The following is a 25596-nucleotide window of genomic DNA, read 5'->3' as shown; positions in this document are numbered from 1 at the left end:
CATTAAATCGGGAACAGAGGATGGTTAAACAGCCGCGTCAACCAGCCTGCGGCGTTGGCGTCGCTTAACGCGCCGCGTCCGGCATAGGAGATGCGGGCATCGGCGATCCGCTGGGAGGAAACCGAGTTGTCGTTCTGGATGTCGTCGGCGCGCACCAGGCCGCTTAAGCGGATGTACTCATCGCCCTGGTTGAGGGTCAGCCATTTTTCGCCGCGAATTTCCAGGATGCCGTTAGGCTGCACCGCATGGACGGAAACGGTGATCTCCCCGCGCAGGCTGTTCTGCTGCTGGGAAGTGGCACTGCCGTCAAAGTCGCGGTTGGCGTCGATAGAGCCGGAAAGCTTATCTTTGGTGTGTCCAAAAATCGTTGGCGCGCCGATATCGACGGTGTTGCTTTTGCCGAAGTTGGTTTTCGCCTGTTTGCTCGACTGGGTGGATTCTTCGAGGATCACCGTCAGGATATCGCCCACGCGGTAAGCCCGCCGGTCGGCAGTTAGCGACCAGTTGTAGCCGGTTTCAAACACGCCCCCGGCACGCCCGTCTGCCGGAGGCGGCGCTTCGGTGGTTGGTGGCGCAAAGTATGCGTCGTCTTTTTTGACCAGAATGGCCTGCGATTCACACCCGCTAAGCAGGGGAAGCAGCGCCACCAGCCAGAGATAATTTTTCACGTTCTGCCTGTTTAAATACAGTGAGTTATGTGCTCTTGTAGGTCGGATAAGACGTGTCAGCGTCGCATCCGACATTTCGGCCTTACAGCGTCTGACTGATGTACTGCAACATATCGTCCGCAGCCGACACCATTTTGGCGTTCATCTCGTACGCCCGTTGCACCGTAATCATCGCCACCATCTCGTTGACGATATCCACGTTCGAGCCTTCGAGCGCGTTGTCCTGCAAGGTGCCAAGCCCATCTTCGCCCGGTACGCCTTCGGTCGGCTGACCGCTGGCAGCGGTTTCCAGATACAGGTTGTCGCCCTCGGCGGAAAGCCCCGCCGGGTTAGCGAAGTTCACCAGTGTCAGTTGCCCTAACTCGGTCACATCGCTGTCGCCGGGTAAGATCGCCGTCACCGTGCCGTCCTCACCAAACGCAACGTTAGTCGCCCCCGCCGGAACGTCGATTTCCGGTTGTAACGGCAAACCCTGCGAGTTAGTCAACACGCCGTCGGCGTTCACCTGCAAGTTGCCATCGCGGGTATAGGCGATATCGCCGTTAGCCTTTTGCACCTGCAAAAATCCCTGTCCCATAATGGCGACATTCATGGCGTTGTCGGTGGTCTCAACGTTGCCTTCGGTGAAGGTTTTCTGGGTACCGACAATGCGTACGCCGCTCCCGAATTGCAGCCCGGTCGGCATGATGTTGTTCTGGTCGAGCATCGCGCCCGGCGCTTCCTGGGTCTGGTAGAACAGATCCTGAAACATCACCCGATCGCGCTTGAAGCCGGTGGTGTTAACGTTGGCGATGTTGTTGGCAATCGCGCTCATTTCAGCATCCTGCGCCGAGAGGCCGGTTTTGCTGATCCATAGTGCTGCGTTCATGGTGGTAAATTCCGTGTTATTTTTGGGCCGCAGTTGCCGGATGCGGCGTGAACGCCTTATCCGGCCTACGATGTGCGGTTACGAGCCGCGCAATAAGCGGTTGCCCGCGTCGCTGATATCTTCGGCTGTTTTCATCATCTTGATCTGCGCTTCAAACTGGCGGTTCATGGCGATGGACGACATCATTTCGCTCACCGCCGAGACGTTGCTGCCTTCGAGAAAACCGCCGCTGACTTTGATGTTTTCATCGCGCTGGGCCGGAATGCCGTCGCTAGTCACCAGCATCCCTTCAGGATTTTTCGCCAGGTTAGCGACCGGGATATCCACCAGCTTCAGGCGGTCGATATCCATCGTGGCGGTCACGTCGCCGTCATCAGGCGTCACCGACAGCGTGCCGTCGCTGCCAAACGAGGCAATGGCGTTCGGCGGCAGAATGATCGGGCCGTTATCCCCCAGCACCAGATTGCCGTCGATGGTCAGTTGCCCCTGATCGTCCTGCTGAATGTTGCCGTTGCGGGTATAGACTTCGTTGCCGTTTTTATCCTGCACCGCAATGTAACCCGCGCCCTGAATCGCCACGTCCAGCGGGCGTTCGGTTTTCTCCGCCACACCCGTGCTGTCGTTCACGCCGCTGGCCCCTTCCTGCGCCATATAGCGAGTGTCGAAGCCGCCGCCTTTCACCTTGTCATTGGTCGCCATTGCCATATCGGCGCGAAAACCGTTGGTGTTGACGTTCGCCAGGTTGTTGGCGCTAATCTGCTGCTCATACAACGTCTGAGAAGCCCCGCTCAGGGCGGTATAAATCAAGCGATCCATTACATTGCCTGGAACAGCGCGTCATCGAGCTGCGTGCTGGTGGCGATCACTTTGGTGTTGGCCTGATAGTTACGCTGGGCGGTCATCAGGTTGACTAACTCGCTGGTGATATCGACGTTAGAGCTTTCGAGCACGCCCGACGACAGCGTGCCGCAGGAACCGGAGCCGGGAACGCCAATCAGCGGCGTGCCGGATTCCCCAGTTTGTACCCACGCGGTGCCGCTCACCGCTTCGAGTCCGTTTTCATTCGGGAAAGTCGCCAGCACCACCTGGCCCTGCAACATGCGCTCGCCGTTGCTGTAGGTAGCGTAAACTTTGCCATCGTCATCGACCTGCACACCGTTTTGCGTAGCGGAGGCGTAGCCGTTGGCGGCGTTGGTGGTGACCGAAAATTCAGAGCCGTATTGCGTACAGGTGGAGTAATCGACGGTTAAGTCGATGGGTGCGGCGGCGTCGGTCTGAAACTCAATGGTCTGCGGCGTGGTTGGCGAAGTCAGCTTCCCGGTGTTCGGGTCGAAGGTTAACGTCGTCGCCGGAACGCCGGTCTGCTGCTGACCGTCGAAGGTGTACTGCACTTCCCAGGTGTTGTCGCTGGTTTTGGTGAAGTACTGGCATACCGAGTGTTCGTTACCTAATGAGTCGTACACCGTGGTGGTGTAGCTGTCGGTATACGAGCTGCTGTTGGTCGCGTCGAACGGTACGGTAGTGCGGTCGATAGCGTCGTCGCTGGCATCGAAGTTGGCGGTAAAGGTCAGGCTGCTGCTGGCCTGCGCCGGAATATTGCCAGTTTTGATCTGGATATCGGTGACTGTACCGGTTTGCAGAGTGCCCGTGTCATCGACCGGATAGCCCTGCAAATAAGCGCCTGAGGCGTTGACGATATAGCCGTTTTTGTCGGTTTCAAACGATCCGGCGCGGGTATAAGAAATGTTGCCCGCGCTGTCGCAGGTAACAAAAAAACCGTCGTCGTTAATCGCCAGATCCAGCGCGTTACCGGTGGATACCAGCGAACCGCCGCGCGAAATACTTTGCGCGGTGCCTGCCACGCTGACGCCCATCGCCTGACTTCCGGCATACATGGCTGAAAACTGGGTGGTCATCGACTTATAGCCTACCGTTCCGGCGTTGGCGATGTTGTTACTGATCCCGTCCAGCTGTTCGTTAACGGCATTCAGCCCCGTTGCGGCAATTTCATAACTCATTGTTTCTTCCTGTTAATTGTTCTTACGCCACATCACTGTCGGCATCGGGTACGCCAAACTGGCTAATCATGGTGAACGGCACTTCACCTACACCGGCAACGTTAAGTACCGGGGAGCTGCCGTCGAGCGGGATGCGCACATCTTCCACTTCGCCGGAGACTTCAATCGGCACCTCTTCTTCCCCGGTGTTGGTCACCACCGAGACGTCGTAATCGCCCGGCGGGATACCGTAATCCGCGGGATTCACCGAGAAATCCACCTGGCCTGGCCCGACGGACGAACTCCCTTCCGGGATCAGCGACACCGTATAGTCATCGCCTGCGGCATCGGTAAAGTGGAGATCGGCGGTGGTACAGGCGTCGTCAAGCGTGGCGCGACCGTTAATGGTCTGGTCACTCACCTGCAAGGCGGTGGTCTGCACCATAATGTCGTCGCCCACCAGGTTGCCGAGCGCCATCACCTGAATGTTGCTCATCAACACCGCGTTGGTATTCGCCTGCACGCTCATCTCTTCCATCATCGCCACCTGCGCCATTGACGAAAGCTGGTCGATATATTCGGTGGCGTCAGTCGGGTCGGTCGGGTCCTGGTTTTGGATCTCAGCGACAAACAGCGTCAGGAAGGTATCGACGGGCGAGCTATCGCTGCTGCTTGTCGTGTCGCTGGCCGCCACATTATTGCTTTCCGGCGTGGCGGTCGGCTGCGGTGATTGCGCATTCAGCGCCAGGGTATTCATCAGGCTTCTCCCAGTTTCAGCAGGCTTTGCTGCATACTTTTCACGTTGTTGAGCACATCGACGTTAGTTTCAAAATCGCGCGAGGCCGACATCATGTCCGCCATCTGTTCCACCACGTTGACGTCGGGATACCAGACATCCCCGTTAGCATCGGCGAGCGGCGAATGTGGTTCATAGCGTTTCACCGCCCCGCCGGTTTGCAGCACGTCCTGCACCTGCACACTGGCACCGTCAATGGCATGACGATGTGTACCCGCCAGCAAACTGTGGTGATACACCGCCGCAAACACCGGGCTGCGCGCTTTATATGCCTGCGCCTCGCTGCTGGCGGGCGCATTAGCATTCGCCAGGTTACTGGCGACGGTATTCAGACGTAGCGTTTGCGCCGTCATCGCCGAGCCGGAAATCTGATAGATATCAGTAAATGACATGCTTATTTCCCTTCAATGGCCTCTCTGATGCCGCTGATTTGCAGATTCAGAAAGGTCAGACTGCTTTGATAATCCATACTATTTTGTGAAAACCGCGCCTGCTCGCTGTTCAGCTCCACGGTGTTGCCATCTTCCGACGGCTGCATCGGCACGCGGTACTGGACATCCACCGCCGCGTTATTTGCCCGTTGCATCTCCCTGGCAAAATCAATATCTTTAGCCTTGAAATTTGGCGTATCGACGTTCGCCAGATTCGCAGTCAGTAGCTCGGTCCTCTCAAGACGTAACTTCACTGCCTGCGGATGCACTCCCAATGCCTGTTGAAAACTGATCCCCATTTCTTGCGTCACTCCCGCTTCAATCCGCATACGCTAAGCAATCGCTGTGCCAATTTTTAAGTGACTGATGAGAAAGGGTTTATGAGTTTTCAATTTTGCAGGCGGAAGTTTTATTTCCTCCTGGCGCTGGCCTTACCGGGCTACGCCGCCGTCCATCCCGTGCAACATAGCGCGCGGGAACAAATCAACGCCCAGGTACTGAATACCGCGAGCCAAAAAATTGAATCGCTGGCGCAGCAGCGGCAATGGCATGACTATCGCTACACCTTTAAGGTCTATATTCCGTCGCAGATTGCGACCGCCGCGCCCTGTACAACGTCACCCGGCGTCACGCTGACGTCGCCTGCGGAAATCGCCCTTAACCGGATGAACTTCACCGTCAGTTGCCCGCAAAGCTGGCAGATGAACGTCGCGGTGCGCCCGGATGTTCTGGTACCGGTGGTGATGGCAAAGTCACTGGTTGCCCGCGATACGCCGCTCACGGCAAATGATGTGGAGCTGAAGCCCTACAACGTCAGCGCCCAGCGTCGCGATGTGTTGATGGAGCTCGATGACGCAATTGGTTTAAGCAGTAAGCACGCGTTGCAACCGGGCAGACCAATCACCAAAGAAGAGCTGGTTTCGCCAGTGCTGGTCGAACGCGATCAGCCGGTGATGATTGTTTACCAGAGCGCGGGGATCACCGCCTCGATGCCCGGCGTGGCGCTGAAAAATGGTCGCAAAGGGGAAATGGTGAAAGTACGTAACGTCAGCAGCCAGCGGGTCATTAGCGCGAGGGTGGCGGAAAGCGGCGTGGTGACAACGGTAAGCGCGGAGTAATTTGCGCAGGCGATTAAAGTTTTGCCGCCTGTTAACCGCTTTACCGGAGTAACCCACCCAATACCGAGACGAGGTTACGATGAAAATCACCCCGACGATGCCAGGCAATCGCCCGACAGCCACAATGGCAGGCTCCAGTCAGCCGCGCAAAAGCACGGCGACCACCGCCACGACGCTGAGCGCCGACGACATTACCCAGGCGGGATTGCAGTCTGCCCAGCAAACGCTGAACGACCAGCAAGAGAGCGATATCGACAGCGACAAAGTGGCGCAAATGCAAGCGATGCTGGCGTCCGGCAGCCTGCAAGTGGACACCGAACAGTTAGCCAGCGACATGCTGAGTTTTTTCCAGAACTAAGAGGCCGATGAAGTGAGTATCCGGTTACAACAGGTGAAGGCGTTGTTGCAGGGCATTCGTGACGACGACGCACTGTACGATTCCCTGCGCGAACTTCTCCAGCGTCAGCGGATGTGCATGATTCGCCGCGCCAGCGAAGATCTGCTGGCGGTAAACGACGAGATAACGCAGCACTATGAGCAGTTGCATGGGCATAGCCATCAGCGGCACAGCCTGCTGAAAATGCTTAATGTCAGTGTAAATCGTGACGGTCTGGCGCAGGTTTTTGCCTGGCTTCCGGCTGTGCAAAAAGCAGCAGCACAACAGTTGTGGCAACGCCTTGAGCAAAAAGCGGAACGCTGCAAAGCCTACAACGACAAAAACGGCGAGCTGTTGATTCGCCAGTATGAATTTATTCAGTCTTTTTTAGGCGGCGAAACAGATTTTCTGTACCAGGAATAACGACAATTCCTTCCCCCATCGCGGAAACGGATTTTCCGCCTGATTCTCAATCCCTTGTTTTTGATTACAAAAATTCCCGGCACGCTTATTGCACATTCCGCAAAGTAATAAAGACTGGAAGCCACCTATGAGTTTTATTGAACGTTACGAACCGGAATACGTGCGCAATTTTATGACGCAATATCCCGATTCGCCTTTGTACGTCCGCAAGGTCTGGAAGAATGAGATTCGCCAGAGCCTGGCATTGACCGATATTGAAAGTTGCAAAGCGGTGCTCAACGATGCCAGGGCCTTTGATTTACAGCTCACCTACCGCCCTGTGGAAGACAATGCCGCCGAGCTATCCGCGCGCGATGCGATAGTAAACCAGGCCATTTTGAGCACCCTTACGCTCCCCGATTTAACCCCGGAGCTTTCCCTGTATGCCGTCGGGATTTTGCTCTCCCGCGCCAGTAAAATGCCGGGCAGAGACGGAGATATTCTTGCCCGCTTGACGACGCTGCCACAGGCGCTGGGGGATCATGCACAAAAAGGCACGCTACAGGCACAGTTCGCCCAACTCCCACCCGTGCCACAACTGGCGCGCCAACTGGTGACGCTGCTCGGGAGTTTTGCGTTTGACTGGTCGATTTTGCCGGAAAGCCCGCGCAAAGCCTCGCTACCGTTGCAGGTGACTTTGCTGACGTTGCATGACGCCAACAGCGAAGCTTTGTTGCAACAGCAGCTTAAGGTGCAGTGGCAAACCACCTGGCAACAGCATTTTGCCGCCGCGCCGTGGATGATGCGCAACTGGCTGATTTACCGCGTTTATCACGACGTGATTGGGCAGGCAGACGGAGCAGATTATTGCCCGCTGGTGTGTGATTTTTATCTCATCCGCACGTTAATCAGTTTATGGACGCTGGATGGTTCACCGCTGCGGAAGGAGGATATTTTCGCCCTTTTTGCGGTGTTTGAACGCTGGCGAGAGAGTGAAAATGCTGCGGCGATTCGCCAGCAGCTCCAGTCGTTATGTGCGGCAGAGCCGCTGCTGTCAGCATTTTCGCTGCTGACGTGAGTCGCTCTGTGCGCGCTTTTCCCCTCCCCCTAACCCTCTCCCCAAAGGGGCGAGGGAACCGATCGAGCACGGTGTTAAAATCGGCGCTGGTTTTCTCCCTCTCCCTGTGGGAGAGGGTCGGGGTGAGGGCATCAGCACGCATATTCATCACATTCACCCATTAACTCACCCAAACACCATGCCAACACCAACCATTATCAAAACACTCGCCACCCAGCGCGAAAAACCGTCCGTCAGCGTCATCACGCCAACCTGGAACCGCAGCGCATTCCTGCCGTACCTGCTTTATATGTACCGCTATCAGGACTACCCGGCAGACCGCCGCGAACTCATCATCCTCGACGATTCCCCTCAAAGCCATCAACACATCATCGACCGCCTGACCAATGGCACACCGGAAGCCTTCAACATCCGCTACATCCATCACCCGGAAAAACTGCCGCTGGGCAAAAAACGCAATATGCTCAACGAACTGGCGCGCGGCGAATACATCCTCTGCATGGACGATGACGACTACTACCCGGCAGATAAAATCTCTTACACCATCGCTATGATGCAAAAAAACCGGGCGCTCATCTCCGGTTCCGACCAGATCCCCATCTGGTACAGCCACATCAATCGCATCTTTCAAAGCCGCAGCTTCGGCCCGCATAACATCCTCAACGGCACCTTTTGCTATCACCGTAACTACCTGAAAAAGCACCGCTACGATGACGATTGCAATTTAGGCGAAGAGAAAAGTTTCACCGACAATTTCAGCGTTAACCCGCTACAACTGCCCGGCGAGCGCACGATTTTGTGTATCTCGCACAGCCACAACACCTTTGATAAAGACTTTATTCTCGGGGCCAGCACGCCAGTAAACGCGACGCTTACGGATATCGTCCGCGATCCGCTGCTCCGCAATGCTTATCTGAGTCTGCATAACGCCACTCATCATCAGGCGATCCAGTATCAGGCGATCGATCAGATCGTTCTGCTGAATCTGGATAAACGCCCGGATCGCTTACAGCAGATCCGTGAAGAACTCACATTGCTGCATATTCCTCCTGAGAAGATCACCCGCCTTGCCGCCAGTGAAAATGAAAACGGTCAACGGGGCCGCCAGCAATCACACTTGCAGGCACTGCGTCTGGCGCAACAACGCGGCTGGCAAAACTACCTGCTGCTGGAAGATGACGCGGTTATTCTCAAACAGGAGAAACATATTCAGGTGCTGAACGCGCTGCTGGCGAGCCTGGCGAAAATTCCCTGGCAGGTGATGATCCTCGGCGGCGAAATTTCGCAGGGAACGATGCTAAAAAGTTTGCCTGGGCTGGTGCACGCGCGGGACTGCCGCAAAGTGTGCGCTTATCTGGTGAACCGCCGCTACTACCCGCAGCTGGCGCAGCAGATGAACAACGATGAGCATTCGCTGGAAGACGGCTGGCAGCCGCTGCTGCGCACCGACAAATGGCTGGCCTGTTACCCGAGCCTTTGTTATCAGCGACCGGGCTTTAGTGATATCGAGAAAAAAGCGACTGATAACATTAACCACTACTTCAATAAGTTACCCGTAGCCACCAAGCCATCTACATTACCTATCGCCGATACCATCGGCTTTTTTATGGAAACCTCATTCCACTACGCGCTCTACCGCCCAATCATCACCGCCCTGCAGGCGCAGGGGCAGAGCTGTACGCTGGTGATCAATGACCGCGTATTTAAACCATTTCTGGATGAAATGCTGGCGACGCTAAAAAGCATCGACGATCCGCAGCTCAAAGGAATGCGCTTATCTGAAATGCAGGCACACGGTCAGCGAGTAAAATGCCTGGTCAGCCCCTATCACACGCCTGTGCTCAGTGGCCTTTCCCCCCTGAACATTCGCGCCATGTACGGCTTAGCCAAAGAAACGTGGAACCACGCCGACTGGAACCGTTTTTATCAGCGCATTTTGTGTTACAGCCACTACAGCCAGCGGGCGCTGGCACATTTCGGCAGCGCAATAGTGGTCGGCAACCCGCGCTTCGACGCCTGGCATAACGCCACGTTCGACCGCGCGTTGCCGGAAAATATCAAACTGGACGAGCGTAAACCCACCGTACTCTACGCCCCAACGTTTGGCGCATTAAGCTCCCTGCCCCACTGGGCAGAAAAATTGGGGCGCTTAAGCGATGATGTGAACCTGATTTGCAAACTGCACCACGGCACCTGCTCGCGCCCGGAAGAAGCTGCATCGCTGGCCCTGGCTCGCAGGCATTTAAAACAGCGCACCGACTCCGCCCGTCACACGCTGGCGCTGCTGGCAAAGGCCGATTACGTGCTGACCGATAACAGCGGCTTTATTTTCGATGCTATTCACGTTGATAAGCGGGTGATCCTGCTCGACTTTCCGGGCATGGCAACGTTGCTCGACGGTGAGAAAAGTTACTCCACGCCCGAAAGCGCCGACCAGCGAATCCGCGAAATATTGCCGGTGGCTCATGATGTTGCGGAACTGCGTTATTTGTTGTCAGAGGCGTTTGACTGGGGTGCGGTGCAGGCGCGGCTTACGAAGATTCGTCATCACTATTGCGATGCGTTTATGGATGGCAAGGCGGGAGAACGGGCAGCGATGGTGATTGTGGAGGCACTAGGGTAAAACGCGCAAGTGCCTGATGCGCTTCGCTTATCAGGCCTACGCGACCTTGCAATGTATTGAATTTGTAAGGATTTGTAGGCCGGTTAAGGCGTTTACGCCGCATCCGGAACGAACAACGCACTTAACTACCCTCTGATTTCAAACTCATCGCTTTATGACTGGTGAATCGGTAAAAGTCGTAGATTGTGGGGGAGCGATCTTTATGAATTCTGAAAAAACCTGAATCTTGCTAAACATATTGCTTATCATAAATATAGGTTACACACTATAACAATTATTGCGTAATTTAACATTTTGTTAAAATTGATAGGGCATAAACGATAACATGACTTATGATAAAAAAGTAACTTCCGGTACAACAAGCCAGAAACAAAACAACATTGTCACTCAAAAAATATCTCGCCCAAAGGAATTGTTTCTATTATTTTGGGTTGATGAGTCCGGTGATAGCCGACGTTCTATTTTTGAAGAAGCATGTCTGACGCGTTATTTCAACATCCTTTACTCCCCCGAGTATAAAAAAGAAACACAGATAGTTTACCATTTATCAATTAACACATTTAATCAAATCAAAGAAATATTAGAAATCTTTATAAACAAGAATGGAGGTATAACCAAAGCAAAAGTTAAAGAAGTCAGTTTATTCTCACATGGGGGGCCAATTCATGGTCCTACAACCTCAGACTCTGTAAATACACCTTCCGTGCCTAAATACCCACAACAAATGGACATAATCGGAGGATGGGATTCAATTGATTTTAACTGGTCAAATAACGCTATGTTTGTTATGTATGGTTGTCGCACTAGTTATGCAAGTGATGATTCAGGACAAGGTTTTGCCAGTAAATTATCCCTATTAGATAATTTTAAGGACGTTAATGTCTGGGGACAAACAGAAAGTACTTATCCATCTTATTTCCCAGATATTAGGACAACTTCGATTATGAGGTCAATAAATATAGGTTGGTCTTTTTCACCAACATACATGGTTGCCAGTTCTGAAGGTCAAGGATGGGATGCCTTATTTCCGGATGATAAAAATCCACTAAAGTCTCTCCCTATGCAGTGTTATAATAATGGGAAATTGATTTTAACCTGCGATCAAAGCAGTTTTAATGATCACCGGAAGAATAAATCAAATGATTAGTATTATATTGAGAAGCTTGATTCTATTATTCATGATAATAGTGTATCCAGATTATAATAAAAACCTACCTGCCTTTGAAGTATATGGGGAAAATGACATACTTAAGGATATGGTTATTAATATGAAAACTTATAGTAACCATAGTAAGAAAAACTCTTCCCCAACAACTATAGTGCAAACCATCCTTTTTAAAGGGAATATACAGCAAGTTTTTGAAAGCAACGATATGGGTGCAGCGAGCTTCTTTTTTTCTTATAATAACAAGGTTGAAACGCTGGTAACAGACGCTTTCTTTTTGAATAGAAAATTAGACAAACTGCATGATGCAAATATTTTTGAAGTTATAAAGCATGGGGAAAATATCGTTATTAGATATTACAAATGCAAAATTGAATATATGAAAAAAGAAAAATCTATCGAAATAGAGATATCAACAAACAAAAACAGTTATTTTAGCAAAAATGGAATAAAACAAAAAGACACAAATAAATATAACACATATTTCTTCAATTACTTTGAGGCTCAAAAATAAATTTTATTTTGTCATGCTTTCCCCCTAATCACCTCAATAATCCCCGTCGTCGACACCGACGGCGTGCGGGGGAAATACACTACCTCACAAATATACGCGAAGCTGTCAAACTTTCCTGCCCAGTCATCGCCCATCACTAAAATATCCGCACTGTACCCCCGCAGATACTCCGCTTTCTGCTCCAGCGACTCTTCCAGAAATACGCCATCCACGCACGCCAGCCCGGCGATGATCGCCATGCGGTCATCCTGAGGGTAAACCGGTGCCCTGCCCTTTTTGGCGATGTTCAGGGCATCGGACGATACGCCGACCAGCAGCCGTTCGCCCAGCGTGCGGGCGCGTTGTAAAAGGCGCAGATGACCGACATGAAACACATCGAAGGTGCCGAAGGTGATGACCGTTTTCATGGCTACTCCGCTAACTTATGCCGCAGCCAGCACTGGACGGCGATGTCATCCACCGCTTTTTGCGCTTTCGCCGTGGCACTTTCTTGCTGCTCGCGGCGTTTGTCGTCCAGCGTCAGGGCCACCACTTTCTCTTCGCACGCCGCCGCCGTCAGGTTTTTCTGCATTCGCGTGGCTTTGATGTTAGCCAGCGTTTTTTCCTGCTCCTGCCAGGCGATCACCTTGCGCAAGGTGCCTTTGTAGTCGCTGACGTTTTTCAGCGATTCCACCGACGCTGCCGCGCCCGCAGATGTTTTCTCCACCAGGTAGCCTAATGCTTTGATATTGTTGTCATAACCCGCACAAATCTGTTTTTGCTTTGCCAGCTCGACGGTTTTGTCTTTGACCGATTTATCCCGCAGGCGCTGCAACTGCGCCAGGGTGTCGATGATTTGTCGCATGGTTACTGTTCTGCCTTTTTGACGCCAGGAAAGAGAATTTGCAGGCGGCTTTGCACCAGTTCGAGGGAGGCGGGTTCGCGCATCTCCTGGCGCAAAAAACGCTCGATAGCCGGGAACATTTTCACCGCTTTGTCGACGCTGGCGTCCGCGCCTGCCACATAACCGCCGAGTGGGATCAGCGGTTTGATCTCCATGTAGGCGGCGTAGTTTTGCTTTAACGCGCGGGCGGATTGCTGATGTTCCAGGCTGGTGACCTGGTTCATGCAGCGGCTGATCGACTGGCCGATATCAATGGCCGGATAATGCCCCGCTTCCGCCAGTTTGCGGGTTAATACGATATGCCCGTCCAGCACCGCACGGGCGCAGTCGACAATCGGATCTTGCTGGTCGTCGCCTTCCGCCAGCACGGTGTAGATGGCAGTCATCGATCTCGCGCTTTCGCTGTTGCCTGCGCTTTCGACCAGTTTGGGGATCATGCCGAATGCCGACGGCGGATAGCCTTTGGTGGCGGGTGGTTCGCCAAGCGAGAGCGCAATTTCACGCTGCGCCATCGCATAGCGGGTCAGGGAATCCACCAGCAGTAAAACGTGATGCCCGCGGTCGCGAAACCAGGCGGCGACGGAGTGGCACAGTTCGGTGGCTTTCAGGCGCATCAGCGGCGATTCATCGGCGGGCGCGACGACGACGATAGACTTCGCCAGCCCGTCCGCGCCCAGTGAGTGGTCGATAAACTCTTTCACTTCGCGCCCGCGTTCGCCAATCAGCCCGACCACCACGATGTCGGCTTTGGTCTGGCGGGTGATCATCCCCAGCAGCACGCTTTTCCCGACGCCGCTGCCCGCCATCAGCCCGACACGCTGGCCTTTGCCGATGGTCAGCAGGCCGTTGATCGCTTTCACGCCCACGTCCAGCGGTTCGTCCACCGAACGGCGGGTTAAGGGATTAACCGACGGCGGCAGCGGCGGCAGAAGGTCGTTGCCGTTCAGGCGGCCTTTGCCATCCAGCGGTTCGCCGAGGCCGTTAACCACGCGGCCTAACCAGCTTTCGCCAATCAGGATGTCGTGGGCTTTTTCTTCCGGGAAGACGCGCGCCCCCGCCATCAGGCCGACCGGCTGTTTAAACGGCATTAAGTAAGTGATATCGCGATTAAAGCCTACGGCCTGCGCGTCGATAAGCGTGTGGTTGGCGCTTTCGATGCGACACAGCTGCCCGGTCATTAGCGGGCAGCCGACGCTCTCCAGCAGGATGCCATTAAGGCGCACCAGCCGCCCGGCGACGCGGGCCAGCGGGATCGACTCCAGCGAGCGCAGGGCGTTATCGAAAGCGGAAAAATCACTCACCCTGTGACTCCGGCGTTAGCGTCTCTTGTAGCGCGGTCATGCATTGTTCCAGGCGGTGCTCGCAGCCGATATCCAGTTCGGATTTATCGGTGATCACCCGGCATTCACCCGGCGGCAGATCCGGCGAAGGCGTCAGCCCCCATTCGCTGACCTTTTCCGGCACCGCGTCGCGCAAGCGGTTAAATTCTTCCGTACTTAGCATCACTTGGAGGGTCTCCGGCATTGCCGGGAAGGCCGCCAGTGCCTCTTCCACCAGCGCCAGCAACTGCGTCGGTTGCAGCGCCAGTTCGCAGCGGATCACCTGGCGGGTGACTTTTTCCACCAGTTGCAGCAAATCTTCCCGCTGTTTGCGTTCGATATGGGCGAGAAAGTCGTTCACTTTTCCGCTGATGGCTTCCAGCGGCTGTGCCGCGTCAACAAACTGTTTGCGCCCTTCCTGCTGCCCGGCGAGGCTGCCTTCGGTGTAGCCCTGGCGTCGCCCCTCGGCAAAACCTTGTTGATGACCTTCGCTAAAGCCCTGCTCCTGGCCTTCGGTCATTCCCTGAGCAAACCCTTTTTGCAGCCCTTCCTGAAAACCGTCCATCAACTGGCGCTGGTAATCGGCGGCGCTAATGCTGGCGGTGAGCGGTTCTCCGGTCACCGCACGCTGGCGCGGCGGAAAACGGTGCAGGCGATAGCGCCCGCGCAGTGTTTCAATGGTCATGGTTACTCCGCCGTCTGTTCCGCAAAGAGCTGTAGCTGAATTTCGCCCGCCTCTTCCAGTTCACGGGCAATGCCCATGATTTCGCGGCGGATCTGTTCGATACGGCTGACCGGCACCGGCCCCAGACGCGCGGTGATCGCTTCCAGTTGCTGCGCCTGACGTTTTGGCATCACCGCGTAAATGGAACGGCGCAACAGGGCTTCGGTGCCTTTCAGCGCTACCGCCCAGTCTTCCATCGGTACTTCGTCGAGCAGACGTCGACGCACCTCTTCGTTCTGGCGGCTGAGGATAAAGAAGTCGTACATCTCATCCTGAAGCTGCTCCAGCACGTCTTCGTCGCGCTCGCGCATCTGGTCGAGGATCACCTGCTGGTTGCCCTGGAAGCGGTTGACGATATCCGCCGCCTGTTTGATGCCTTTCACCTTCGAGCCGTGCTCCGAAAGCACCGACAGGCCGCGTTCAATCAGCCTGTCCAGTTCATCCACCACGTCGCGGTTGACGTCGTTGAGTTTCGCCACCCGATAGAGAATTTCGTTTTGCACCGATTCATTGAGATACGAGAGCACCGCCGCCGAGATTTCCGGCGTCAGAAACGCGAGGAATACTGCCTGCAATTGCAGATGCTCTTCGGAGATCAGCATCGCCAGCTGGCGCGGTTCCACCCATTGCAGTCGCGCCATCCGCGAGCGGATCTCATCGCCGTAGATGCCGTTGATCACGCTGCTGGCGATCTCGGTGCCTAGCGCTTTGTTGAGAATGCCCTGCAACATAGATCGCGACGCGCCATTGATCCCGCTCTGTTCGCGGAACTCATCAAAGAAGTTGTTGATCACTTTGCGCGCCATGCTGGTTTTGACACCGGAAAGCCGCGCCATGTTTTCGCTCAGGCGCACCACTTCTTCGCGGCTGAGTTTTTGCATCACCGTCGCCGCCGCTTCTTCGCCAAGGCACAGTAGCAGGATCGCCGCCTGTTCCAGGTAGCTGTTGCTCTTATTTGTTGTCAATTCGCTCATTGCTGGTGATCCATTGTCTGAGAACTTCGGCTACGCGATCGGTGTCGCTCATGGCCAGTTTTTGCAGGAACTCGAGTTTTACTTCGAGGCCGGAACTCTGGGACGGCAGGCTGTCATCGCCGGGCAGCGACGGCAGATCGACGTTTTTGCGTTCCTCTTCCGGCATGGCAATCCACGGTTCGCTGACAGCTTCCGGTTCTGGTGTGATAACCGGCGCACGTACCGCCGTCAGCCGTTTCATTACCGGGCGCACCACAAAGAACAGCAACAACAGCGCCAGCAGGCCGCAGCCAATCAGCCGCACCCAGGCCAGCACGCTGTCGTCTTTCCACAGCGGAATAATTGGTTCGACCGGCACCGCCTGCGGCACAAAGTTAAGCAGCGATAAGGTGAGATTGTCACCGCGCTGGACGTCGATCCCGGCGGCATTGTTCAGCAACGCGGTCAGTTGCGTGGTCTGCTCCGGCTTCCAGTTTTTCAGCGCCGGAGCGTTTTGATTGAGCACCACCGCCACGTTAAGGCGTTTCACCGCAAAGCCGGGATGCTGAATATGCTGGACGCTGCGGTCGTAAGAGTAATCGCGCTTGCTTTCGCTGTGTTTCGAAAGGGCTTCCGGCGAGCGGTTTTCTTCCGTACCGTTGGTCATCTGATTCGCTGCAATCGGCGGACGGTTACTGAGCGAACCGGGCACACCCATCGCCACCTGATTGGTATCGCTGTCCAGCACGTTTTCTTCGCGGTTGATTTTCGGCGCGTCGCCGTAGTGTTCCTGAGTTTCATCGATATTACTGAGGTCGAGATCCGGCATGACGCTGACGCGGTAATTCCCGCTGCCGACCAGCGAATCCAGCACGTTCGCCACGCTGGCGCGGGTTTTGTCCTGAATATCTTTGAGGATCTGATCGCGTTTACGGGTAGCGGCTGAAACCGCTTCGCCCGCGCCAATGCCGTCGGTCAGCAGATTTCCCGCCTGATCGACGACGCTAACTTTGCTGGCGTGCAGCCCCGGAATGCTGCCGGAAACCAGATGCACAATGGCGTTCACCTGGTCCATATTCAGCTTCGCGCCGTAATGCAGACGCACCACCACCGAGGCGCTGTTTTGCGGCTCATCGCTGACCACAAACGAGCTCTCTTCGTTGAGCGCCAGATGCACCCGCGCGCTCTCCACCGCGTCCAGCGACATAATGCTCTGCGCCAGCTCCCCTTCGAGGCTGCGTTTGTAGCGCACGTTCTGCACGAACTGGCTGCTGCCGAGCACTTCGTCTTTGTCCATCAGCTCGTAGCCGCTGGGCAAGATCGCCTGCACGCCTTTCGCGGCAAGGGTCATACGCGTTTTCGACAGTTCATCTTCCGGCACCAGAATCTGCCCGCTTTGCGGGTCGATGCGGTAGCTGAGCTTTTCGCCGTCCAGCACGGTGACAATCTGCGACACGGGCAGATTTTCCTGGCGTCCGTAGAGCGAGACGTAGCCGCGATTACCGGTCCACAGTACGCTGACGATAATTGCCGTCGCCGCAACGGCAAGCCCCACTCCCGCCATCAATGCCCAGCGTTTGTTATCTGCAAGACGCAGTCGAAACGCCGGAAACGCCTGGGTTAACTTCTTTATTTGTGCATTCATAGGGTTAGATCGACATACTCATCAGATCGTTAAATCCGGTGGCGATTTTGTTGCGCACCTGCACCAGCGCGGAGAAAGAGAGCGACGCCTGCTGGCTGGCGATCATCGCCCCGGCGAGGTCATCACTTTTGCCCGTGTCGACAGCCGTTTGCTGCTGCTCCGCCACCTGCTGGAACTGGTCAACGTGACCGAGCGCGCCGGACATAATACGGTTAAACGACACGTCCGGGTCGGTGGAACTGAAGGTCATGGCGGGTAGCACTGGCGCCTGGGCGTTGGCCTGCATCCGCTGCACGTCCTGCATAATTTGCGCCTGCATGGTGCTGTTGATTGTGGTAATGCTCATTTTTAACTTCCGGGTCAGGAGAAAACTTCGATACCGTGCTTGCGCATGGAGGCCAGTCGATAGCGCAGTGCGCGCGGGGTAATGCCTAACAGGTCAGCGATTTTGCTGCGGTTGCCCTGATATTTACGCATCAGGTCGGCGATATATTGATACTGCGCGCTTCGTCCGTGCTGGCCTAAATCGCCGGTTTCGGCAATGTGGACGGCGGGCTGAACAGGCCATTGCAGTTCACTGTGGTCAGCAATATCGGTGTCCGGCAGGCCTAATGCATCCGGGTAAATTACGCCGTCGCGATTTAAAATCATTCCCCGCTGAATGGCGTTTTCCAGTTGGCGAACGTTACCGGGCCAACGGTAATTGAGCAGCGCACGGCGGGTGGATTCGGACAGGGTGATATTTTTCACCAGCACCGTGGAGTATTTTTTAATAAATGACTCTGCCAGCGGAATAATATCGTTCAGACGTTCACGCAGCGGCGGCATGGTAATAGGAATCACCGCCAGACGATAATAGAGATCTTCACGAAAACGTCCGGCGGCAACTTCCTGCTCCAGGTTTTTATTGGTGCAGGCAATCAGGCGAAAATTGAGTTTGATTTGTCGGTTGCTGCCTAATCGCTCAACCTGTTGTTCCTGCAACACGCGTAATATTTTGGCCTGTAGCGCCAGCGGCATTTCACCAATTTCATCGAGCAATAAGGAGCCGTTATTTGCCAGTTCCATTTTTCCTGGCACGCTGGCAATTGCGCCGGTAAATGCGCCTTTGTCGTAGCCAAATAACGTCGATTCCAGCATATTTTCCGGGATCGCCGCGCAGTTCACGCCGATATAGGGCGCATTATCATTTTCACCAAAGGCTACGGTGTGAATATATTTCGCCACGCACTCTTTCCCCGCGCCGGTTTCGCCCTGAATGAGCACCGGCACGTTAAAGGCGGCGACACGCTTTGCCAGAGTAAAAGCGTTAATGCTGGAAGCGGCAGTTGCAATAAGTTCAGACATAGGGTGAACAATATAAGTAGCGACAATAATCAGGATGTTCTGAAGCGTATCACCGGCGGGATTAACAAGTTCGAATTAAACGATAATAAAAACATTATTTGATGGTAAACAATTAGTTAGATATTAATACTGTTAATTTGGACATCTGTGATGCCCCCTCACCCTAACCCTCTCCCCGGATGGGGCGAGGGGACAGACCGCAGACTGATTGGCGAAAATCACTCCCATTAAGCAATTAATCGATTAATTATTTTTTCACCCTATTAATAATTTGCCCCTTTCACTCCCCCTCTATTTAATACCTCACCTTGTGTCACAGCCGGATTTGCGTGCACAGAAACACCCATACCATTACAGCAGAGAAAGTAAGCCATGCTGAAGTACAGTAAAACGCCAGGCATCTTTAAATTAGAAGGTAATCGGCTCGGACGCCCCTACCATCGCCTGCCGACCCTGTTTACGGGGAATTTTGACGTGATTGATTCGCATCTTGGCAGCTACTTTCTCAAAAAGCATCGCAGCAATATCACCTTAAAAAAGATTGGCTGCGAAATGGATATTATTAATAAAAACGCCGAACTGATGGTTTCCCAGGTCGGGCATCTGGCGTTTGATATTGATCGCTCCTTATTGTTAATGCTGCTGGGCAATTTTTATGGTCTGGAGTCCTCTCTTGAAGAGGCGAAAGCGCATAACGGGCTGCCGACCAAAACCGAAACTCGTTTAAAAAACCGACTCGCGCTGGATATCTGCACGCTGATATTTAATCTGCAAACCTCCGGTATTGCGCTGAAATTAAAACTGGACAGCAGCACGGTGATTACCCACTGGGCGTATCAATTAACCTTTACCCTTGCGGGCGATGAAGAGAGCAGTTTCCGTATTTTGCTCGACGACGCCCACACCGATTTTATTTTGAATCTGATCCGCCACAGCGAGCACAGTAAACCGCAGCAGGTGGCGAAATCCGTTAATAAACCGGCCCTGATTAAAGAAATCATCCGCTCCCTGCCGCTGACCCTGAACGTCAAAATCGCCGAGCTATCGATGAATGTCGCCGATCTGGCGCAGATAAAAGCCGGGGATATTTTACCCATCTCGCTGGGAGAAACGTTCCCGGTGGCGATTGGGCAATCTGAATTATTTAGCGCCCTGATTGTGGAAGACAAAGACAAACTGTTTTTGTCGGAGCTGGCGGGCAAGAATGAGAATAGCCATGAGTAAACAAGACGATATTTTAGCCGGGGATTTTGGCCTCGCCGATGAAGTTGCGCCTGTCACGAAATCCGCCGACGCCGAAACGCTGGTCACCCGCCTGGAAGACCGCTTTTCCGACTCGATGACGCTGCTGAAACGCATTCCGGTGACCTTAACGCTGGAAGTGTCGTCGGTGGAAATTATGTTAGCCGACCTGCTTAACATCGACGACGACACGGTGATTGAGCTGGATAAGCTCGCCGGGGAGCCGCTGGATATCAAAGTGAACAATATCCTGCTGGGCAAAGCGGAAGTGGTGGTGGTCAACGAGAAGTACGGCCTGCGCGTGCTGGAGTTTAACACCCGCGATATCAACGACCTGGCACCATGAAACGCCGCACTCAACTGGCGCTGGGCCTTGGGCTGCTGGCGCTTGCGCCGCTGGCGTTGGCCCAGGGTGGCGATATTGCGCTACTTAACGTGGTGACCCACGGCAACACTCAGGAGTACAGCGTCAAAATTCAGGTACTGATTCTGATGACCCTCGTCGGTTTGCTGCCGACGATGGTGCTGATGATGACCTGCTTTACGCGCTTTATTATCGTGCTGTCGCTGCTGCGCCAGGCGCTGGGGCTGCAACAAACGCCGCCAAACCGCATTCTGATTGGTATTGCGCTCTCACTCACTATGCTGGTGATGCGCCCTGTCTGGCTCAATATTTACGACCACGCGGTAGTGCCGTTTGAAAACGATCAGATTACCCTGACCGATGCGTTAAGCACCGCCGCGACGCCGCTAAAACGCTTTATGCTGGCGCAGACCGACAAAAAAGCGATGGCGCAAATCATGACCATCGGCGGCGCGAAGGGCAATGCCGCCGACCAGGATCTCACGATTGTGGTGCCCGCCTATGTGTTGAGCGAGCTGAAAACCGCTTTCCAGATTGGCTTTATGATTTACATCCCGTTTCTGGTTATCGACCTGATTGTCGCAAGCGTACTGATGGCGATGGGGATGATGATGCTGTCGCCGCTGATTGTTTCGCTGCCCTTTAAACTGATGCTGTTTGTGCTGATCGACGGCTGGTCGCTGACCATCGGCACGCTCACCACCAGCATTCGCGGGCTGGGGCTGGGCTGATTATGTTGACCGTAGACGTAGCCGCCGACATTGTCGCCAGTGGCATAAAAGTGGTGATTTTGCTGGTTTCGGTGCTGGTGGTGCCAAGCCTGCTGGTCGGCCTGCTGGTGAGCGTGTTCCAGGCGGTGACGCAGATTAACGAACAGACCCTGAGCTTTTTGCCGAGGCTGATTGTCACGCTGGTGGTGCTGGGGGTGTGCGGCAAATGGATGATTATCCAGTTGCATGATCTCTGCATTCATCTGTTTAGTCAGGCCGCCCTGCTGGTGCATTAAGATGCGCACAAGCGACGTTACGCAACTGACGGATTTGGCGCTGGGGCTGTGGTTTCCCTTCGTGCGCATTATGGCGTTTCTGCGCTATGTGCCGGTGCTGGATAACAGCGCCCTGACCGTGCGTGTGCGGATTATTTTGTCGCTGGCGCTGGCAATCATCATCACGCCGTTAATTCCGCATCCCATTCCCCACGATCTGCTATCGCTCAACAGTCTGATCCTGACGGTGGAGCAAATTTTATGGGGCATGTTATTCGGATTGATGTTTCAGTTTCTGTTTCTGGCGCTGCAACTCGCCGGGCAAATTCTCTCGTTCAATATGGGGATGAGCATGGCGGTGATGAACGACCCAAGCAGCGGCGCATCGACCACCGTGCTGGCGGAGTTAATTAACGTCTATGCGATCCTGCTGTTTTTTGCCATGGACGGGCATCTGCTGCTGGTAAGCGTGCTGTATAAGGGTTTCACCTACTGGCCGATTGGCAACGCGCTGCATCCGCAAACCCTGCGCACCATCGCGCTGGCCTTTAGCTGGGTGCTGGCGTCCGCATCACTGCTGGCGCTGCCGACCACTTTTATCATGCTGATTGTGCAGGGCTGCTTTGGCCTGCTTAACCGCATTGCGCCGCCGCTGAACCTTTTTTCGCTCGGCTTTCCCATCAACATGCTGGCGGGGCTGGTTTGCTTCGCCACCCTGCTCTACAACCTGCCGGATCACTATCTGCATCTGGCGAATTTTGTGTTGCAGCAACTCGACGCGCTGAAAGGTCACTATGGCGGATAGCAGCAGCGAAGAAAAAACAGAGAAACCCTCGGCGCAAAAGCTGCGTAAAGCGCGTGAAGAGGGGCAACTGCCGCGCTCGAAGGATATGGGGCTGGCGGCGAGCCTGTTTGCGGCGTTTGTGGTGATCTCCAGCAGCTTCCCGTGGTATGCCGATTTTGTGCGTGAGAGTTTTATCAGCGTGCATCAGTACGCGCAGGAGATTAATAACCCGGATGTGATCGGCCAGTTTCTGCGCCATCACCTGTTAATTCTCGGCAAGTTTATTCTTACCTTGCTGCCGATGCCCGCCGCCGCACTGCTCTCCTCGCTGGTGCCTGGCGGCTGGCTGTTTCTGCCGAAAAAAATCCTCCCTGATTTCAGCAAAATTAGCCCGTTAAAAGGGATTGGGCGACTGTTTTCCAGTGAGCATCTGGCGGAAACGGGAAAGATGACAGTGAAGTCGGTGGTGGTGCTGGTGATGCTGTGGGTAAGCCTGCGCAATAACTTTGCCGCCTTTCTCGGCCTGCAGGCGCTGCCGTTCAAACTGGCAATTAACGATGGTTTATCGCTCTACGCCAGCGTGATGCGCAACTTTGTCATCCTGTTTATCTTCTTTGCGCTTATCGACGTGCCGCTGGCGAAAGCCCTGTTTACCAAAGGGCTGAAGATGACCAAGCAGGAGCTGAAAGAAGAGTACAAAAATCAGGAAGGCAAGCCGGAAGTGAAGGCGCGCGTGCGACGGCTGCAACGGCAGCTGGCGATGGGGCAAATCCGCAAAGTGGTGCCGAAAGCCAACGTGGTGATCACCAACCCGACCCACTACGCCGTGGCGTTGCAGTATGACCAGTCTCGCGCCGCCGCGCCGTTTGTGGTGGCAAAAGGCACCGATGAAATCGCCCTCTATATTCGCCAGGTCGCCGCTGAGAATCAGGTGGAAGTGGTCGAGTTCCCGCGGCTGGCGCGCTCGGTTTACTACACCACGCAGGTGAACCAACAAATTCCGTTTCAGCTTTACCGGGCCATCGCCCACGTTCTGACCTACGTCCTACAAATGAAACACTGGCGCGAGGGCGCACAGCCGCGCCCGGCCCTGAACAGACATATTTCCATTCCCAAAGAGGTGCTTAAACTGGATGGCGAAAACAACTAAATCGTTCCTCGCGCTGCTGCGCGGCGGCAATCTCGGCGTGCCGCTGGTAATACTGTGTATTCTGGCGATGGTTATTCTGCCGCTGCCGCCTGCGCTGCTGGATATTCTGTTCACCTTCAACATTGTGCTGGCGGTGATGGTGCTGCTGGTGGCGGTGTCGGCGAAAAGGCCGCTGGAATTCAGCCTGTTCCCGACCATTTTGCTGATCACCACTTTAATGCGCCTGACGCTCAACGTCGCCTCCACGCGCGTGGTGCTGTTACACGGGCATCTCGGCGCGGGCGCGGCGGGTAAGGTAATTGAGTCGTTTGGTCAGGTGGTGATTGGCGGCAACTTTGTCGTCGGTTTCGTGGTGTTTATCATCCTGATGATCATCAACTTTATCGTCGTCACCAAAGGGGCCGAGCGTATTTCCGAGGTTTCTGCCCGCTTTACCCTGGACGCGATGCCCGGTAAACAGATGGCGATTGACGCCGATCTTAACGCCGGATTGATCAACCAGGCGCAGGCACAAACCCGGCGTAAAGATGTTGCCAGCGAGGCCGATTTCTACGGCGCAATGGACGGGGCATCGAAGTTTGTGCGCGGCGATGCCATCGCCGGGATGATGATTCTGGCGATCAACCTGATCGGCGGCGTCTGTATCGGGATCTTCAAATACAACCTGAGCGCCGACGCCGCCTTCCAGCAATATGTGCTGATGACTATCGGCGACGGGCTGGTGGCGCAGATCCCGTCCCTGCTGCTCTCCACCGCGGCGGCAATTATCGTCACCCGCGTCAGCGACAACGGCGATATCGCCCATGACGTGCGCCACCAGCTGCTGGCAAGTCCGTCGGTGCTCTACACCGCCACCGGGATCATGTTTGTGCTGGCGGTGGTGCCGGGGATGCCGCATCTGCCATTTTTGCTGTTCAGCGCCCTGCTTGGCTTTACCGGCTGGCGGATGAGCAAACGCCCGCAGGCGGCGGAGGCGGAGGAGAAAAGCCTCGAAACGCTGACCCGAACCATCACCGAAACCAGCGAGCAACAGGTCAGTTGGGAAACCATTCCGCTGATCGAGCCCATCAGCTTAAGCCTCGGCTACAAGCTGGTGGCGCTGGTGGACAAAGCGCAGGGGAACCCGCTCACCCAGCGGATTCGCGGCGTGCGGCAGGTGATATCCGACGGTAACGGCGTGCTGCTGCCGGAGATCCGTATTCGGGAAAACTTCCGTCTCAAGCCCAGCCAGTACGCCATTTTCATCAACGGCATTAAGGCTGATGAAGCGGATATTCCGGCGGATAAACTGATGGCCCTGCCCTCCAGCGAAACCTACGGCGAGATTGACGGCGTACTGGGGAATGACCCGGCATATGGGATGCCGGTCACCTGGATTCAGCCTGCGCAGAAAGCGAAGGCGCTGAATATGGGGTATCAGGTGATCGACAGCGCCAGCGTGATTGCTACCCATGTAAATAAGATTGTGCGCAGCTATATTCCTGATTTATTTAACTATGACGATATTACGCAGTTGCATAATCGTTTGTCGTCGATGGCACCGCGACTGGCGGAAGACTTAAGCGCGGCGCTCAATTACAGCCAGTTGCTGAAAGTGTATCGCGCGCTGCTGACCGAAGGCGTTTCCCTGCGCGATATCGTCACCATCGCCACCGTGCTGGTCGCCAGTAGTGCGGTGACTAAAGATCATATCCTGCTGGCGGCCGATGTGCGCCTGGCGCTGCGGCGCAGTATCACCCATCCGTTCGTTCGCAAGCAGGAGCTGACGGTGTATACGCTGAATAATGAGCTGGAAAATCTGCTGACCAACGTGGTGAATCAGGCGCAACAGGCCGGCAAAGTGATGCTCGACAGCGTGCCGGTGGACCCGAATATGCTTAACCAGTTCCAGAACACGATGCCGCAAGTGAAGGAGCAGATGAAAGCGGCGGGGAAAGACCCTGTGCTGCTGGTGCCACCGCAGTTGCGCCCTTTGCTGGCGCGCTATGCGAGATTGTTTGCGCCGGGGCTGCATGTGCTGTCGTATAACGAAGTGCCGGACGAGCTGGAGTTGAAGATTATGGGGGCGTTGATGTAGGTATCCGGCATCTGCGCACAACCGCCGGATGCGGCGTGAACGCCTTATCCGGCCTACCGTTCAGGCACGATTCGTAGGCTAAGCGTA

General features: G+C 54.8%; 29 protein-coding genes. 14 read left to right on the top strand and 15 right to left on the bottom strand.

All coding sequences use genetic code 11. From position 1 onward, the window contains the following. Positions 1-2: 2 nt before the first annotated feature. The 7 genes from flgH to ACJHWR_RS21090 all read right to left on the bottom strand — a co-directional run bounded on the left by flgH (position 3) and on the right by ACJHWR_RS21090 (position 5059). Positions 3-668, bottom strand: coding sequence for a flagellar basal body L-ring protein FlgH (gene flgH, locus ACJHWR_RS21120; RefSeq protein ID WP_000800871.1), 666 nt, complete (start codon positions 666-668; stop codon positions 3-5). 82 nt (positions 669-750) lie between these two features. Beyond that, positions 751-1536 carry a flagellar basal-body rod protein FlgG gene (gene flgG, locus ACJHWR_RS21115; RefSeq protein ID WP_000990540.1) on the bottom strand — a complete coding sequence of 262 codons (786 nt, stop codon included), beginning with the start codon at positions 1534-1536 and terminating at the stop codon, positions 751-753. 78 nt (positions 1537-1614) lie between these two features. Next, positions 1615-2352, bottom strand: coding sequence for a flagellar basal body rod protein FlgF (locus ACJHWR_RS21110; RefSeq protein WP_000375452.1), 738 nt, complete (start codon positions 2350-2352; stop codon positions 1615-1617). After that, entirely contained in the window at positions 2352-3554 is a 1203-nt protein-coding gene (gene flgE, locus ACJHWR_RS21105) for a flagellar hook protein FlgE (protein WP_000119530.1), read from the bottom strand. The genes ACJHWR_RS21110 and flgE overlap by 1 nt, the downstream gene beginning before the upstream one ends. Positions 3555-3576: 22 nt before the next feature. Beyond that, complete coding sequence (locus tag ACJHWR_RS21100) at positions 3577-4290, bottom strand: flagellar hook capping FlgD N-terminal domain-containing protein (RefSeq protein ID WP_001093685.1); 714 nt, start codon at positions 4288-4290, stop codon at positions 3577-3579. Continuing rightward, complete coding sequence (gene flgC / locus ACJHWR_RS21095; RefSeq protein WP_000010949.1) at positions 4290-4721, bottom strand: flagellar basal body rod protein FlgC; 432 nt, start codon at positions 4719-4721, stop codon at positions 4290-4292. Before flgC ends, ACJHWR_RS21100 begins: the two co-directional genes overlap by 1 nt. 2 nt (positions 4722-4723) lie before the next feature. Beyond that, on the bottom strand, positions 4724-5059 hold the full coding sequence (locus ACJHWR_RS21090) for a flagellar basal body protein (RefSeq protein WP_000512950.1): 336 nt from the start codon (positions 5057-5059) through the stop codon (positions 4724-4726). An 81-nt stretch (positions 5060-5140) separates the two neighbouring features. Here ACJHWR_RS21090 and flgA point away from each other — a divergent pair, with 81 nt between their 5' ends. The 7 genes from flgA to ACJHWR_RS21055 all read left to right on the top strand — a co-directional run bounded on the left by flgA (position 5141) and on the right by ACJHWR_RS21055 (position 12036). Then, positions 5141-5878, top strand: coding sequence for a flagellar basal body P-ring formation chaperone FlgA (gene flgA / locus ACJHWR_RS21085; RefSeq protein ID WP_000009745.1), 738 nt, complete (start codon positions 5141-5143; stop codon positions 5876-5878). A 79-nt stretch (positions 5879-5957) separates the two neighbouring features. Then, entirely contained in the window at positions 5958-6236 is a 279-nt protein-coding gene (gene flgM / locus ACJHWR_RS21080; RefSeq protein WP_000705393.1) for a flagellar biosynthesis anti-sigma factor FlgM, read from the top strand. A gap of 12 nt (positions 6237-6248) precedes the next feature. Next, positions 6249-6677 carry a flagellar protein FlgN gene (gene flgN, locus ACJHWR_RS21075; protein WP_000027809.1) on the top strand — a complete coding sequence of 143 codons (429 nt, stop codon included), beginning with the start codon at positions 6249-6251 and terminating at the stop codon, positions 6675-6677. A gap of 127 nt (positions 6678-6804) precedes the next feature. Next, on the top strand, positions 6805-7734 hold the full coding sequence (locus ACJHWR_RS21070) for a hypothetical protein (protein ID WP_000008091.1): 930 nt from the start codon (positions 6805-6807) through the stop codon (positions 7732-7734). A 178-nt stretch (positions 7735-7912) separates the two neighbouring features. Beyond that, entirely contained in the window at positions 7913-10357 is a 2445-nt protein-coding gene (locus ACJHWR_RS21065) for a glycosyltransferase (protein WP_012311637.1), read from the top strand. Positions 10358-10682: 325 nt separating this feature from the next. Further along, positions 10683-11504, top strand: coding sequence for a hypothetical protein (locus tag ACJHWR_RS21060; protein WP_000220508.1), 822 nt, complete (start codon positions 10683-10685; stop codon positions 11502-11504). Beyond that, positions 11497-12036, top strand: coding sequence for a hypothetical protein (locus ACJHWR_RS21055; protein ID WP_000623467.1), 540 nt, complete (start codon positions 11497-11499; stop codon positions 12034-12036). The genes ACJHWR_RS21060 and ACJHWR_RS21055 overlap by 8 nt, the downstream gene beginning before the upstream one ends. A gap of 11 nt (positions 12037-12047) precedes the next feature. Here ACJHWR_RS21055 and ACJHWR_RS21050 read toward each other — a convergent pair whose 3' ends face one another. The 8 genes from ACJHWR_RS21050 to ACJHWR_RS21015 are packed head-to-tail and all read right to left on the bottom strand — an operon-like array spanning position 12048 to position 18907. Next, complete coding sequence (locus ACJHWR_RS21050; RefSeq protein WP_000859540.1) at positions 12048-12443, bottom strand: adenylyltransferase/cytidyltransferase family protein; 396 nt, start codon at positions 12441-12443, stop codon at positions 12048-12050. 2 nt (positions 12444-12445) lie between these two features. Further along, positions 12446-12880, bottom strand: coding sequence for a flagellar export protein FliJ (gene fliJ / locus ACJHWR_RS21045; RefSeq protein WP_001248916.1), 435 nt, complete (start codon positions 12878-12880; stop codon positions 12446-12448). Positions 12881-12882: 2 nt separating this feature from the next. Continuing rightward, positions 12883-14220: a flagellar protein export ATPase FliI gene (gene fliI, locus ACJHWR_RS21040; protein ID WP_410226713.1), complete on the bottom strand. Its 1338-nt coding sequence runs from the start codon at positions 14218-14220 to the stop codon at positions 12883-12885. After that, entirely contained in the window at positions 14213-14923 is a 711-nt protein-coding gene (fliH, locus tag ACJHWR_RS21035; protein ID WP_000151515.1) for a flagellar assembly protein FliH, read from the bottom strand. Before fliH ends, fliI begins: the two co-directional genes overlap by 8 nt. A gap of 2 nt (positions 14924-14925) precedes the next feature. Next, positions 14926-15936, bottom strand: coding sequence for a flagellar motor switch protein FliG (locus ACJHWR_RS21030; protein WP_001293168.1), 1011 nt, complete (start codon positions 15934-15936; stop codon positions 14926-14928). Further along, positions 15914-17560, bottom strand: a complete 1647-nt coding sequence (gene fliF, locus ACJHWR_RS21025) for a flagellar basal-body MS-ring/collar protein FliF (protein WP_000993677.1) — start codon at positions 17558-17560, stop codon at positions 15914-15916. Before fliF ends, ACJHWR_RS21030 begins: the two co-directional genes overlap by 23 nt. A 4-nt stretch (positions 17561-17564) precedes the next feature. Next, positions 17565-17906, bottom strand: coding sequence for a flagellar hook-basal body complex protein FliE (locus ACJHWR_RS21020; protein ID WP_000029088.1), 342 nt, complete (start codon positions 17904-17906; stop codon positions 17565-17567). 14 nt (positions 17907-17920) lie between these two features. Further along, a complete protein-coding gene (locus ACJHWR_RS21015) occupies positions 17921-18907 on the bottom strand; it encodes a sigma-54 interaction domain-containing protein (RefSeq protein ID WP_001292208.1) in 987 nt (328 codons plus the stop codon). Between the two features lie 372 nt (positions 18908-19279). Between ACJHWR_RS21015 and ACJHWR_RS21010 the strand changes: the two genes are divergently transcribed. Genes ACJHWR_RS21010 through flhA form a run of 7 tightly spaced genes read left to right on the top strand, consistent with a single transcriptional unit; the run spans position 19280 to position 25509 of the window. Further along, the gene (locus tag ACJHWR_RS21010) at positions 19280-20131 is read left to right on the top strand and encodes a FliM/FliN family flagellar motor switch protein (RefSeq protein ID WP_000922510.1); all 852 of its coding nucleotides are present in this window, start codon (positions 19280-19282) and stop codon (positions 20129-20131) included. After that, entirely contained in the window at positions 20124-20495 is a 372-nt protein-coding gene (locus tag ACJHWR_RS21005; protein WP_000043091.1) for a FliM/FliN family flagellar motor switch protein, read from the top strand. Before ACJHWR_RS21010 ends, ACJHWR_RS21005 begins: the two co-directional genes overlap by 8 nt. Further along, positions 20492-21244 carry a flagellar type III secretion system pore protein FliP gene (gene fliP, locus ACJHWR_RS21000; protein WP_000830266.1) on the top strand — a complete coding sequence of 251 codons (753 nt, stop codon included), beginning with the start codon at positions 20492-20494 and terminating at the stop codon, positions 21242-21244. The genes ACJHWR_RS21005 and fliP overlap by 4 nt, the downstream gene beginning before the upstream one ends. A gap of 2 nt (positions 21245-21246) precedes the next feature. Continuing rightward, entirely contained in the window at positions 21247-21519 is a 273-nt protein-coding gene (locus ACJHWR_RS20995) for a flagellar biosynthetic protein FliQ (RefSeq protein ID WP_000958541.1), read from the top strand. A 1-nt stretch (position 21520) separates the two neighbouring features. Next, positions 21521-22303, top strand: a complete 783-nt coding sequence (fliR, locus tag ACJHWR_RS20990) for a flagellar biosynthetic protein FliR (RefSeq protein WP_001260515.1) — start codon at positions 21521-21523, stop codon at positions 22301-22303. Beyond that, positions 22293-23432 carry a flagellar type III secretion system protein FlhB gene (gene flhB / locus ACJHWR_RS20985; protein ID WP_000785653.1) on the top strand — a complete coding sequence of 380 codons (1140 nt, stop codon included), beginning with the start codon at positions 22293-22295 and terminating at the stop codon, positions 23430-23432. Before fliR ends, flhB begins: the two co-directional genes overlap by 11 nt. Further along, positions 23416-25509, top strand: a complete 2094-nt coding sequence (flhA, locus tag ACJHWR_RS20980) for a flagellar biosynthesis protein FlhA (RefSeq protein ID WP_001140814.1) — start codon at positions 23416-23418, stop codon at positions 25507-25509. Before flhB ends, flhA begins: the two co-directional genes overlap by 17 nt. The last annotated feature ends 87 nt before the right edge of the window (positions 25510-25596 follow it).

The sequence above is a fragment of the Escherichia sp. WS568 genome (genome assembly GCF_046486085.1).
Classification (GTDB): domain Bacteria; phylum Pseudomonadota; class Gammaproteobacteria; order Enterobacterales; family Enterobacteriaceae; genus Escherichia; species Escherichia coli.
The sequence above is the reverse complement of the archived record's forward strand: the minus strand, read 5'-3'. Positions and strand labels throughout refer to the sequence as shown.

Bases quoted from the DNA above. Each gene is read 5' to 3' on its own strand.
- ACJHWR_RS20995 (WP_000958541.1), top strand. From the start codon at position 21,247: ATGTTGACCGTAGACGTAGCCGCCGACATTGTCGCCAGTGGCATAAAA.
- ACJHWR_RS21050 (WP_000859540.1), bottom strand. From the start codon at position 12,443: ATGAAAACGGTCATCACCTTCGGCACCTTCGATGTGTTTCATGTCGGT.
- ACJHWR_RS21060 (WP_000220508.1), top strand. From the start codon at position 10,683: ATGACTTATGATAAAAAAGTAACTTCCGGTACAACAAGCCAGAAACAA.
- flgE (WP_000119530.1), bottom strand. From the start codon at position 3,554: ATGAGTTATGAAATTGCCGCAACGGGGCTGAATGCCGTTAACGAACAG.
- ACJHWR_RS21020 (WP_000029088.1), bottom strand. From the start codon at position 17,906: ATGAGCATTACCACAATCAACAGCACCATGCAGGCGCAAATTATGCAG.
- fliR (WP_001260515.1), top strand. From the start codon at position 21,521: ATGCGCACAAGCGACGTTACGCAACTGACGGATTTGGCGCTGGGGCTG.
- ACJHWR_RS21110 (WP_000375452.1), bottom strand. From the start codon at position 2,352: ATGGATCGCTTGATTTATACCGCCCTGAGCGGGGCTTCTCAGACGTTG.
- fliP (WP_000830266.1), top strand. From the start codon at position 20,492: ATGAAACGCCGCACTCAACTGGCGCTGGGCCTTGGGCTGCTGGCGCTT.
- flgC (WP_000010949.1), bottom strand. From the start codon at position 4,721: ATGTCATTTACTGATATCTATCAGATTTCCGGCTCGGCGATGACGGCG.
- flgM (WP_000705393.1), top strand. From the start codon at position 5,958: ATGAAAATCACCCCGACGATGCCAGGCAATCGCCCGACAGCCACAATG.
- flhA (WP_001140814.1), top strand. From the start codon at position 23,416: ATGGCGAAAACAACTAAATCGTTCCTCGCGCTGCTGCGCGGCGGCAAT.
- ACJHWR_RS21090 (WP_000512950.1), bottom strand. From the start codon at position 5,059: ATGGGGATCAGTTTTCAACAGGCATTGGGAGTGCATCCGCAGGCAGTG.
- ACJHWR_RS21015 (WP_001292208.1), bottom strand. From the start codon at position 18,907: ATGTCTGAACTTATTGCAACTGCCGCTTCCAGCATTAACGCTTTTACT.
- ACJHWR_RS21055 (WP_000623467.1), top strand. From the start codon at position 11,497: ATGATTAGTATTATATTGAGAAGCTTGATTCTATTATTCATGATAATA.
- flgA (WP_000009745.1), top strand. From the start codon at position 5,141: ATGAGTTTTCAATTTTGCAGGCGGAAGTTTTATTTCCTCCTGGCGCTG.
- fliH (WP_000151515.1), bottom strand. From the start codon at position 14,923: ATGACCATTGAAACACTGCGCGGGCGCTATCGCCTGCACCGTTTTCCG.
- flhB (WP_000785653.1), top strand. From the start codon at position 22,293: ATGGCGGATAGCAGCAGCGAAGAAAAAACAGAGAAACCCTCGGCGCAA.
- ACJHWR_RS21030 (WP_001293168.1), bottom strand. From the start codon at position 15,936: ATGAGCGAATTGACAACAAATAAGAGCAACAGCTACCTGGAACAGGCG.
- ACJHWR_RS21065 (WP_012311637.1), top strand. From the start codon at position 7,913: ATGCCAACACCAACCATTATCAAAACACTCGCCACCCAGCGCGAAAAA.
- flgG (WP_000990540.1), bottom strand. From the start codon at position 1,536: ATGAACGCAGCACTATGGATCAGCAAAACCGGCCTCTCGGCGCAGGAT.
- ACJHWR_RS21100 (WP_001093685.1), bottom strand. From the start codon at position 4,290: ATGAATACCCTGGCGCTGAATGCGCAATCACCGCAGCCGACCGCCACG.
- fliJ (WP_001248916.1), bottom strand. From the start codon at position 12,880: ATGCGACAAATCATCGACACCCTGGCGCAGTTGCAGCGCCTGCGGGAT.
- ACJHWR_RS21005 (WP_000043091.1), top strand. From the start codon at position 20,124: ATGAGTAAACAAGACGATATTTTAGCCGGGGATTTTGGCCTCGCCGAT.
- ACJHWR_RS21010 (WP_000922510.1), top strand. From the start codon at position 19,280: ATGCTGAAGTACAGTAAAACGCCAGGCATCTTTAAATTAGAAGGTAAT.
- ACJHWR_RS21070 (WP_000008091.1), top strand. From the start codon at position 6,805: ATGAGTTTTATTGAACGTTACGAACCGGAATACGTGCGCAATTTTATG.
- fliF (WP_000993677.1), bottom strand. From the start codon at position 17,560: ATGAATGCACAAATAAAGAAGTTAACCCAGGCGTTTCCGGCGTTTCGA.